This is a genomic window from Fonticella tunisiensis, from assembly GCF_004364155.1.
Classification (GTDB): Bacteria; Bacillota; Clostridia; order Clostridiales; family Caloramatoraceae; genus Fonticella; species Fonticella tunisiensis.
Window position 1 is genome coordinate 36,282 of the sequence record NZ_SOAZ01000007.1, and the last position, 12,801, is coordinate 49,082.

A 12,801-nucleotide genomic window follows, 5' to 3' on the forward strand; every position below is an offset into this window, starting at 1 on the left:
AATTAATCTGTCGTTCCAGTTCAAGAACTAAAGCGGAGATAAAAAATATATGAAATTCACATAAAGCGGGCAACTAGAAGTTCTTGGCGAAGGGATGCAGAAAAATCCTAGAACTTTCGTTTGTTTGAGTTGGGCGAGTTTAACGAAAGTTCTTGATTTTTCAAATCCCGAGCCTTAGAACTTCTTTGTTAAGCGTACTAGTGAATGAAATATATTTTTTATCGCAGCGTCGGTCTGTATATGCTTTCCACTTATAATCCAATGAACTTTTCAGAGTAGCATATCTCCAAAATACAAATGAGGCAGGAAAATCCTGCCTTTTAACCTAATACAACTTCAACGCTGTGGAATTTTTCATCATCCACAAGCTTTATCGTCTTATCACCTAGGACAACTCCATCCATTTTAACTTCCTTAACACCACGGTTTACCCCAGCCGGGTTGCTTACATTTATTATATAATCAGTCTTGTTGTATTTATATCTTATCTTAAATTCCTTCCAGTAGGATGGAATGCATGGGTCTATTATGAGCGAACTTCCCTTCTTTTTAAATCCCAGTATTTCTTCAAGACCTACTTTATACATCCAGCCGGAGGATCCGGTGTACCAGGTCCATCCACCCCTTCCAACGTGGGGTTCTACAGCATATACATCTGCCGCCATAACATAGGGCTCAACCTTGTACCTTGCACAATCAAGATCAGTCATAGTGTGATTTATCGGATTTATTAAACTGAAAAGGCTGTAGGCCTTATTGCCATAACCCATCCTGGCGAAGGCATATACTACCCATGTTGCTGCATGGGTATATTGTCCTCCATTCTCCCTTACTCCAGGAACATAGCCTTTAATATATCCAGGGGAAAGATCCCCTTTGTCAAAGGGAGGTGTAAACAGTTTTATTAGACCCTCATCCTCCATAACAAGATAGTTTTCAACGGAATTCATAGCCTTTTCAGCCCTCTTATGATTTCCAGCACCGGAAATAACTGCCCAGCTCTGTGCAATGGAATCTATTTTACATTCGCTGTTTATTGATGAACCAAGGGGCTTTCCATCATCAAAGTAGGCCCTTAGATACCATTCTCCATCCCATGCGTTTTTCTCAATTGAATCAGCAATATATTGAACTATTTCTTCATATCTTTCGGCCTTTTCTTTATCATTTGCTATTTTGCATAGTGGAATAAATTTCTTTAATGTATGGCAAATAAACCATCCAAGCCATATGCTCTCACCTCTGCCTTTATTGCCAACGGTATTCATACCATCGTTCCAGTCCCCTGATCCCATAAGAGGAATTCCATGTTCACCAAACTTTAATCCCCTCTCCAGGGCTCTTATACAATGCTCATAAACAGTTGATTTTTGTTCCGATACTTTAGGGACACCATACCTTTCATCCTCCTTTTCACCAAGGGGGGCATCCTCAAGGTATGGAACCTCAAGGTACAATATATCTGTATCGCCAGTTTTTTCTACATACTCTGCAGTAACATAGGGAAGCCAGAGCAAATCATCGGAAAACTTTGTTCTTATTCCTTTTTCACCTGCACCTGGGTGCCACCAGTGTTGCACATCCCCCTCAACAAATTGATGAGCGCAGTGGAGGATGATCTGGTTTTTAGCTATTTCAGGATAGATATTCAAAAGGCTCATTACATCCTGAAGCTGATCCCTAAAACCATAGGCACCGCCTGATTGATAGAAGGCGGATCTCGCCCATATTCTACATGATAGGGTCTGGTATAAAAGCCATGTATTCATTATAATGTTAAACCTATCATCGGGGGTTGCTATCTGCAGCCTGTTAAGAAGCTCATCCCAGACACCCTTAGCCTCTTCAAGGGCAGCTTTACACTTGGTTAAATCTTTATACTTCATAATAAGCTGAGTTAGATTATCCATGCTTTTAACCTGGCCCAACATGAACACTAATTCCTGCTCATCATCCTCCTTTATACTAAGGGATGTTTGAATAACGCAGCATGGATCAAAACCTGTTCCGTATTGTTTACTAAGGCCTTCATACCCTAGTGCCTTAGGGCTTTTAAAGTCTCCAGCGTTTCCTACAAATTCAAGCCTGTTTCCTGTAAAGCTTTTAACCTCAAGGGATGAGGAGATAAAGGCAATTCTGCCAGGAAAATCTGAATTATAGGAATTTTGTACTATAAAGGCGCCCAGGTTTTCATCAAATTGTGTTATAATATGTTGCTGAGTAATCTGGTCTGTAACTCCAAGAACAGGCCTTATGTAGTAATATAGTGAAAGCCTTCTCTCTGTACCCGAAACGTTTTTAAGCTTTACGAGTGAGAGCTTGACAGGTTCATCCCTTGTAACAAAAACAGTAAGCTGCTGCTCTATCCCATGGCTTGAATGTAAAAACCTCGAGTAGCCCAATCCATGGCTTATGACATAACCTTCCTTTTCACGCACTGGAAGGGGAGTAATTGTCCATATCTCTCCAGTTTCATCGTCCCTTATGTATATTATTTCGCCTGGAGGGTCAGATACAGGGTCATTTGACCATGGAGTAAGCTTGTTTTCCCTGCTGTTTTCAGACCAGGTAAACCCACCACCTGTATCAGTTACTGTAAAACCAAAGTTTTTGTTTGATATAACGTTGATCCATGGTGCAGGGGTAAAAATATTATCTTTAAGGATAATTGTATATTCCTTATTGTCATTGTCAAACCCACCATAACCGTTGTAATATAAGAGCGGCGAATACATAAGGTTATCCGGGTAATGGCAGGGTATTTTACTTGCCTTAAGTATATTTTGGGCCTCCTTCGCTTCAAAATAGGTTAATTGTTTTTTAATGCTCCCCTCATCAGCGTTTATAATAATTCTCGATGCTGAATAGAGTAAAATTCTATCCTCTTCAGGCATTAAAGCTGCATTTCTTACGAATATACCTCCAGCCCTGTCAATAAGCTCCCTTCCATGGCCTGCTGAAACTAAATCCCTTATGAGGTTTAGAAGTGGTTCAAAATAATCGCTTTCATCTTGATTTAATATCACAAGGTCCACCTTTAATCCCCTTGAACGCCAGTATTCATGGGCCCTTAGCATGGTTTTTACACCCTCTATACTCTCAGCTTTGCTTATAGTTACCAGAACAATAGGTAAGTCTCCTGATATTCCATATGCCCATAGGCCAGGCTGACCCTTTCTATTCCTCATGATATATTCTTCATACCTTTTCTTAACCGGACTTATAAAAAGTATGTGTGATATTAAAGAGTTAAATATTTTAGCGTCGGACTCCTTAAAGTTAAAGTAGGAATTATCTATATTTCCCCTTAGATAAGCGAGTTCAAAACTTCTCTCAGCATTTAAAGGGTCTGAGTATTTTTTGCACAGCTCTATTATAGAATTTCTATTTTCAGCAGCTCCTGTGGTATAGTATAAAACTGATGATTTTCCGGGAGCTATTTTAACTTTTTTTCTTATACTGAATATAGGATCCAGCACTGCCCCAACGGTATCCGTAAGTGGATGGGACATTCCCCTGGGATCCTTAAGGTTTTGCCCTCTTCCTATAAACTTATACCTGTCCGTTTCAAAATCCAGATCGCCTATGCTTTCCACATCAGCGGAAAGGGTATGAAACGCCCATAGTGTTTTTTTACCTTCTTCCCTCGGCCTCCTCGATGCAATGATGCTGCTAAAATCTCTTAAGGCTTCAGTTCTTACAAAAAGATTGTTGAAGGCAGGGTGTGCTATATCCGCCATATGTGGTGAAAGTACGGGCTCCAAATAGCTGGTACATTCAATTGTTGCATCTTCAGAACCATGATTGAATATAGTAAGCTTCCTGACCTCGCAGTTATCCTCAGGTGATACACACACCTCCATATGGGTTTCTATCGAACCATCAATCCGTTCAAACTTGGCTTTATCGCTGGAGAAAATAACCTTATATCTATCAGGTATGGCGTTTACAGGTTCAATGGTTGACGACCACACTTTATTTGAATTTACATCCCTTAAATATATAAAGGTTCCATATTTTTTAGATGATAAATCCTCTCGCCATCTGGTAACCATGATATCCCCAAGTTTGCTGTAGGAATAGCCAAAATTGGAAACCATGATGGAGTACGTTCCATTTGAGAGTAAATGGCAGACAGGGATAGGAGACTCGGGCAAACCTAATTCCCTTACATAATTAAACCCTTCGTATTCCTCAGTCTTAAATGGAACAACATCCTCTTTGATTTCCTTTGTTATTATGGCTCTTACAGGTATCCTTTCCTGAAGTAAAAACTCACCTGCACGTACTGCCGGGTCGGAATGAAATCTTTTTACCAGTATATTGTTGTTAAAATAGTTATTAAGGGCTGTTATAATCATACCCTGGTGATGGGCCATGAAGCTTTTTACAACCGCATATTTCTGACTGCGGGGCATTCTTTCCGGTGTAAAATCAACGGATTCATAAAATCCATACTTTCCCTCAAGATTATATTCTGTAAGCTTATGCAGGTTTAATAGAGCATCCTTTGGACTAAATGGCAGAGCGAGTATGGTTGAATATGGTGATATAACCATATCCTTTACAAGCCCTCTTTTAAGCCCTAAATCAGGCACTCCAAAGGCTTTATACTGATAATTTAAAATGTGGTCAAAACCATGGTAGCCTGACTCCGAGGTTCCCCATGGCACTTTTCTGCTTCTGCCATATTTGATCTGTGCATTTATAACTGTAGAGTAAGTTTCACCTAACAGAGTATTTTTGTAAGTTCTCATTATTATAGGCGGCATCAGATATTCAAACATCGTTCCGGTCCATGAGACAAGGCTTCTATAGCCATCAATATCAACCAGAGACCTTCCAAGCCTTGACCAGTGTGAAGGTGAAACCTCCCTTTTTGCTATGGCAAGATAGCTTGTAATCCTGGCCTCTGAGGCAAGAAGGTCATAATATGAATTTATAAGTTTGTCATTTGAAACATCATATCCGATTGAAAAAAGTTCTCTCTTTTTGTCATAGAGGGACTCAAATTTCATGTCAGCGATTAGTTTCTCTATTCTAAATATCAATGAATCTATAAGGCTTATCTGATTTTGAACTTTCTCAACATCATCATCTGCATTATTTTTATGCAGTAGTTTTTCATGGTGTTCCTTTAACCCTTCCTTTAAAGTTATGTAATACCCCATTAAATTGCCGCTGTCAACTGTTGATATAAATTTCGGCATTAATACTTCAAGGGTTCTTGTATCATACCAGTTATACAGATGCCCGTTCCATTTTTCCATCCTTTCAATGGTACCTATGGTTTTATCAAGTTTTTCAAGCATTTCTGATGTCGTTATATACCCAAGATCCCTTGCAGATAGAATAGCCATAAGTAGAAACCCTATATTTGTAGGGGAAGTTCTATGTGCAACCCTCTCAACGGGCTCCTCCTGATAATTATCAACCGGCAAATAGTTGTTCTCCTCATTTGCAAACTCCTCATAAAAATTCCACGTTTTCCTCGAAATTCTTCTGAGGAATTCGTTATCTTCATCGGACAATTCAATTTTAGGTTCTGCTGCAGGCTGGCTTATATAATATGCAACAGCTGGAGACAGGGCCCAGACGATTAATAGGGGTATAATCGCAATAAGGTTTTCCCTTCTAAATACAAAGGCTACAGCATATAAAACAGCTGATTCGATTAAAACAGGATACATCCTGTTAATATAACCTTTAAAATCATTAGACATATTTTTTTCAACTTCTGCAGCGGTAACCCATTCCAGCAAGTTGCGTTTTGATACAAAAACCCTGTATAAAGACTTTAAAGCTGCATCCATCATAATATAGCTGTGATAGGGTAAAAAAATGAAGTTAAGCAGGCATTGATAGAACGCAGCTTTAAACCCATAAATAAGGTCTCCATTTACCCTTATTCCAGGACAGTTGTAATATTTTAATGCAAGATAATCAGCAAGGTTTAAAAGTATAGGTAAAAAAACAGTTAAAACAGCAAAACTGAGCCACAACGAAGGTGTTCCGGGAAGGAATAGAATTCCTGATATTATTACCAGCATTAACGATGTTGAAACAAGGCTTCTTCTAAGGTTATCAAAAAGCTTCCACCTTGAAAGGAGGCTTATGGGATTTTTTATTCTTTTGCCATATCTGTTCTTTATATATGGGAAAAGCCAGCGTATTGTCTGCCAGTCTCCCCTTACCCACCTGTGAAGTCTCATAATGTAGGAACTGTATTTTTCTGGATAGCCATCAATGAGCTCTATATCAGTTGCAAGCCCTGTTCTTAAATAGCTTCCCTCAATAAGATCATGGCTTAAAAGGGTATTTTCAGGAATAGCTTCATCAAGGGCCTTTATGAATATATCGATGTCGTAAATTCCTTTCCCTGTAAAAATGCCTTCATGGAACAAATCCTGATACACATCTGATACAGCAGCTGTATATGGGTCAATGCCGCCTGAACCCGCAAATATCCTTGTGAACAGGGATTTATTTGTGCTTACTATATTGATTCCGATTCTGGGCTGAATTAACCCATACCCTTCTATGACTATTCCCTTTTTATCATCAAATACAGCTTTATTAAGGGGGTGAGATATGGCCCCAATTAAAGACCTGGCCCTGCCTATTGGAAGAATGGTGTCTGCATCAAGGGTAATTACATATTTAGCCCTCTTCAGGTTTTCAATATTTCCAGTGATTGTTGAGAAAGTAGTGTTTTTATCACCCTTAATGAGCCTGTTAAACTCTAATACTGCACCTCTTTTTCTGTCCCATCCCATCCATCTTCCCTGCCTGTCGTTATAAATCCTTCTCCTGCATAAAAAGTAAAATTTATTGTCCCCATATTTTCTATTGAGTTCCTCAATCATATCCCTTGCCGTATTTAGAATATCCTCATCTTCATCATTAAATTCACTGCCGCTGTCCTTTAAATCGCCTACAAGTGCAAAATATATATTATCTTCATTGTTTGCCATGTAAGTTACTTCAAGGTTTCTTATAAGCTCTATGACTCTTTTCACATTTGGAAGTATTGTAGGAACTATTATTATAGTAGTACATTCTTCAGGTATTCCATTTCTAAGCTCAAGTTTAGGTATAAAATCGGGCGTTTTTAAATGGGTGATAATCCAGTTTGTAATTGTTACAGCTATCTCACTTGAAGGAATCAGGGCTATAATCAAAGTCAACGCTGCAATCAACAAAGGGGCCTTAACAGCACTTGTATACGAATATAAAGCCAATCCCAGGGATAGAATAGCTGTAATTATGGCTACAGGTAAAACGTACACAGCAAGAACATTCTTCTTTAATCCCGAAGGATTTTTTTCAATGTCCCTTATCAGATAAGTCCTGCCCTTTCCAGCAAGATAATATCCAACATGGGATGAAGCCTTGGAGATATCCTCATATTTTAACGTACAATCAAGTGCGGTTCTTGCAACCTGAATTTCAGAAACTTTATACCTTTCAGCGATTTTTTCTACCTGCCTCCTGTAATAGTTTCTTGATTCAAAATCCTGTTCCATGTAATAACCGGAAGGGTCTTTGCGCAGAATTCCTTCCACATGGGATAGTGACTCAAAAATCTCATTAAAATCAAGTGCCGATATAAGCCTGAGGCTCGTTATGCAGTTGCCTATGGAGATTTTCAGGGCGGCCTGTTCATTATGCTCATGTTTTATTACTTCTTCCATAGAAGTATTAAACTCGTGAAGCCTGTCATCTATATATCTAAAAAGTTCTTCTTCATTAACCTCAAGGCTCTTGATAAATCTTGAAAGCCTCTCAATATATGCATAATTTATCGAATCCATGCTGGTAAAGGTTTTTTTAATTTCGTTGAAAATTTCATTATGATCTTTACCTTTAAATCTTTCAACGTTACTCCATTCCTTATGAATGTCACTAATGACCTGGCAAATGTCTGCTATTTTTTCAACAAGGGCTATTCTAAGCATTGTTGATATGGACCACAGCTCAGCCATGGAAAGGGGCTCTATGGTCTGATATGCTTTTATAAACTCGATAATCTGCTTTTTATCTAATTTACCATCCGTATGATTTATAAGCTCAAGGCAAATTGCAAAGGTTCTTGGATAACCCTTAAGAGAACCGCTTTGAATCGTCCTGAGTTTTTTTAAAAATCTTCTGCTGCAATTTGCCATTATCCATTTAACCTGTTCTTCAATAATGTAGTAGTTGTCAAGAAGCCACTCTGAGGCAGGGCAGAGGGACTTGTTATTTTTTGCTCTATCTTTGAGAAATCTGTATACTCGTGATATCCTAATAAAATTATTATCCAATCTATTAAGAATTAGTTTATTATACTCTCCCTGCTTTGATACAATATGGTCTTTAGCTATATTTTTTCCATGGAGATAAAGTTCATGGGAGTTTAGAATCATATGCTCTGCCACCTCTTAAATCATTTATTATTTATTATAAAGTTTAGTTTTTCCTTTACCTGGGCTGATAGCTCCTCTGCAAACTCCTGACAATAGCCCTCCACAAATATATTAAGAACCGGGCGGCTATTGTCTGGAAGAATTAATGTCCAGCCCTTTTCGGTATTTAGTTTAATGCCCTCAAAAAGCTCAAGTACATCATTATTATTCTCATCTATTAACTGCCTTATAACCCTTCCCCTTTCTTCAAAGCTGCAGTTAACTTCTTCCTTACACATATAAAACTCTGGAAGTTCATCAACAACGTCGAAAAGGGATAGAGAATTTTCTATCAAAAATTCAGTAATTTTACCTAATGCAAGTGCAGGATCGAAGTAAAGCAAATACTGAAGGTATACATACTCGTTTGTATCACTCAAATAAAGTAGCTCGTTTATAAAATCAGAATTCGATGCTTTTGTCCTCTTTACCCTTGCATTAAAGGTCTTGGCCATTTCATCTATTATCATTGTAGATGTATGTGGTATCACCAGGGTATTGGCATTTTGTTTAAGGGCAATTAAGGATGATAGTACTGAATACTTATCCCTGTCTATAACCCTCCCTTTATTATCGATTAAAACAATACCATCGGTGTCAATAATGGAACAAATAAGATAGGGCTTATCTTTGATGTCATTGACAATTTTTTTAGCATATTCCTCAAGGCTGGAGTGTTCTTTAAAGGTATAATCACAATGAACCCTGCAGCCAATATCTTTAAGGAATAAAGATACTATATCCAAAGCCCTATCATCAGCTGAAGCTAGAAATATATCAGGAGATTTTGATTTTATCCTTTCTATATTCTTTATTTGTAATAAATTATTGAGCACATAAAGGGATGAGAAATTTTCAACCCTTATAATATTTCCAAGTTCAGAGGCATTACATCTTTCAAAATCCTGTCTGGTAAAAAGATGTTCAATTTTCTTTTCTTTATTACGCTCTATATCCCCACCCTTAATATTTAAGAATTGTATATAAACCTTGTTACCGTTGTCACTGTCACTTGAGATGTGAATACCACCTCCGGCTTTATAAAACCTTGTGGCATATCTACTTACAAATAGGGGTATGTCATCTATGTTTATAACCTTAACTCCAGAGGACAATATTCCTGATGCCAGTGATTCCTTAATAATGCCTGCCGGCTTTGATCCATCTGAGCTTATAACCAGTGGAAGATCTTTACCCATAACAGACGCAAAGGCCGAACCTAAAAGGGATGCAAATTCGGGAGTGACATCTATGTTGATTTCCCCACTAATTCCTCTATCATCAAATGTTAGTCTTGAATATTTTGTCCCCCATACAAGATTTTTATCAACGATTGAATGTTCCTTTATATATTTATTGGGCCAGATTTTTATATCAGGCTTCACTATAACACAGCTTGATATGTTGGTTTCACTGCCGGTTACAGAACCTTCAAAAAAGTTTACAAGTTCCTTTGTAACCACCTTGCTGCAAATTATTGAACCTCTGATCTGGTTGTTTCCACCAATTCTATTAAAGTCCCACAAAACGCTGTGTTTTATTGAGGTATTTTCGGATACAACAGTGTTATTTCCAATGATTGAATATGGGCCTATGCTACTGCCGCTCTTGATTAAACAATTGCTGCCAATGTAACAGGGGCCCTTTAATACAGCATCATCGCTTATTATGGTATTTCTTCCAACCCATATACCCTTCATCTTTTTTACAGCATCAAGTTCTACATCTACCTTTCCGTCAAGTACATCAAAATTAGTTTGCAAGTAGGAATTTAAATCGCCTATATCACACCAGTATTCATCAGTTATGTATCCAAACATAGGAACGTTGTCATTTAATAGCCGTGGAAACAGGTCTCTGCTGAAATCGAAATTGTCACCCTTTTTATAGTAATTGAACACCTCCGGTTCAAGTATATATATGCCTGTATTTATAGTGTCGCTAAAGACCTCTCCCCATCCTGGCTTTTCAAGGAATCTAATGATCCGTCCCTCACTGTTTGTTATTACAATTCCGAATTCAAGGGGAATGGATTCTCTCTTAAGTACAAGGGTAGCCTTTGAACCCTTGGATATATGATATTTGATGGCTTTTTTCAGATTAATATCGGTCAAAGCATCCCCGCTTATAACAATAAAAGTATCGTCTAAAAACTCCTTTGCATTTAAAACGCTTCCACCGGTTCCAAGGGGTTTTTCTTCTATGAAATAGGTTAAGTTAACTCCAAACCTTTTTCCATCTAAAAAGTAATCTACAATGGAATCAGGAAGGTAATAAAGCGTTGAAGCGATGTCTTTTATATCATGTTTTTTTAAAAGATTAATAATATGTTCCATCGTAGGTTTTCCGGCTACAGGAACCATTGGCTTTGGAATAGAGCATGTAAGGGGCCTTAGCCTTGTTCCTTCCCCACCGGCCATTATAACTGCCTTCATATTCGTCACCTCTCTTAAATTAGTTTTTATAAGTACAAACTGTTTTATGCAATTTTGATATAGAATAAAATAAGAGTTCTTCCTAAGCGATGTTCAAAGGGTTCCTGTGAAGGGTAGGAAATGTTATTAAAAAAGGTGGAAGACAAAACTGTCTTTCACCTTTTTGACTTTATTAAATTGGGGACATATCTTCTTTTTAGAAATGTCCCCTTTTCCTTTACAATTTCCAATCTATAAACTAACTTTCTATCTTACTATCCTTTTAAGAGCTTCTATGTCCTTAATCTTTACCGATTCCCTATGGAATTCTATTATCCCTTCATCTCTCATCCTGCACATCTCCCGCGATAATGATGGACGGGATACATTTAAAAAATCAGCTAGTTCGTTACGATTTAGCGGCATCCTAATTACAGCTGTGCCAGCCTTTTTATATTGTTCAAGAAAATATGCGCTTATCTTGCCCCTAATGCTCCTAATTGTCAGATATTCAACCTTTCTGTTTAACATATATGCCTTTTCAGATATTATGCTTAACATATTTGAGATAAGGATGCTATGACTTGCGCACGATGTCTCACACCTTTTCGCAATCTTTTCATGTGGTATAAACATAACTTCACATTGCCCCTGTGCCATAACAGTTGCCGGCCAAACTCCTATCCCTGAAAATGCAGCTATCTCCCCAAACATCTCACCTGGTCCGATCACAGACATAATAACCCTGTCTCCTGCAGCGTTCTCCTTAAACACAGTCGCCTGGCCGAATAGAATTATCCCAATTTCCTCAAGCTTTTCTCCAGAAATAACTATATTGTCATTTTTTCGGTAGCATTTCACCTTTGGATTCATGCAGTGGAATATAGCATTTATATCATCAGCGCTCATTTCCTTAAACAGTATGCATGAAGACAACTTCTTCAACCATTTTTCAAACATTTTTATCCACCACCACTATGGTAACATAGGTTACAGACTTTCTCATAAGATTTTATTATAATATTTATTAAAACGCAATACAGGTCGGATTTAATTGGGGAGGTTATATACTATGAAAAGAAAAATTGTAAAGATCGACGAAGAAAAATGTACTGGCTGTGGTATCTGCATCGACGCCTGCCATGAGGGAGCGCTTCAACTAGTAGATGGAAAGGCAAAGCTTGTATCCGAGTCATACTGCGATGGACTAGGAGCATGCCTTCCTGAATGCCCTGCAAATGCAATAACGCTTGAAGAGCGCGATGCTGCCGAATATGACGAGGAGGCAGTTAAAAAGCATATGGAATCAAAGAACAACCATACACATCAGAAGCTTGCATGTGGATGTCCTGGCACCCTTGCAGTGTCGATTAGGAAAAGTTCTGATAAATCAAGCAGGCCAGAGGCAAATACCATTCCTACCAAATCACAGCTTAGGCAGTGGCCCTGCCAGATAAGACTTGTACCGCCGAATGCTTCATATTTTGAAAATGCCCATCTGTTAGTGGCTGCTGACTGCACGGCATATGCATATGCAAACATTCACAATGATTTCATGGTCAATAGGATAACCATAATAGGGTGTCCAAAATTGGATGATACAAATTATGCTGAAAAATTTACAGAAATATTAGAAGCCCATGAAATAAAGAGCATCACTGTGCTTCGAATGGAGGTGCCCTGTTGTGGAGGCATCGTGAATGCAGTTAATCAGGCCCTTTTAAACAGCAGCCGGATGATCCCCTTGCAGGTTGTTACAATAGGCGTTGACGGAAACATCATGGAAAAATAATAAAAAATATTGATCTCTCCCCATCCTTCATGCATTTATATCCTGAAACGTATTCAACGTGAAGGCGGGAGAGTTTATCCTTCAACCTATATTTACAACTGAAAACATCTAAAATCAACTTGTTGTGCTACTCTGAAAAGCCCATTGGAAT

Annotated in this window: 4 protein-coding genes; 1 reads left to right on the top strand and 3 read right to left on the bottom strand. The window is 38.2% G+C overall.

Features of this window, described 5'->3' with window-relative positions; genetic code table 11:
* Window positions 1–320: 320 nt before the first annotated feature.
* The 3 genes from EDD71_RS05690 to EDD71_RS05700 all read right to left on the bottom strand — a co-directional run bounded on the left by EDD71_RS05690 (window position 321) and on the right by EDD71_RS05700 (window position 11,818).
* Window positions 321–8,405, bottom strand: coding sequence for a glycoside hydrolase family 94 protein (locus tag EDD71_RS05690; protein WP_133627787.1), 8,085 nt, complete (start codon window positions 8,403–8,405; stop codon window positions 321–323).
* A 20-nt stretch (window positions 8,406–8,425) separates the two neighbouring features.
* Window positions 8,426–10,879, bottom strand: a complete 2,454-nt coding sequence (locus tag EDD71_RS05695) for a sugar phosphate nucleotidyltransferase (protein WP_133627788.1) — start codon at window positions 10,877–10,879, stop codon at window positions 8,426–8,428.
* Between the two features lie 246 nt (window positions 10,880–11,125).
* Window positions 11,126–11,818 (bottom strand): Crp/Fnr family transcriptional regulator, encoded by a 693-nt coding sequence (locus tag EDD71_RS05700; protein WP_133627789.1) that lies wholly within the window; start codon window positions 11,816–11,818, stop codon window positions 11,126–11,128.
* A gap of 112 nt (window positions 11,819–11,930) precedes the next feature.
* Here EDD71_RS05700 and EDD71_RS05705 point away from each other — a divergent pair, with 112 nt between their 5' ends.
* A complete protein-coding gene (locus tag EDD71_RS05705) occupies window positions 11,931–12,650 on the top strand; it encodes a 4Fe-4S binding protein (RefSeq protein WP_133627790.1) in 720 nt (239 codons plus the stop codon).
* Window positions 12,651–12,801: the final 151 nt, after the last annotated feature.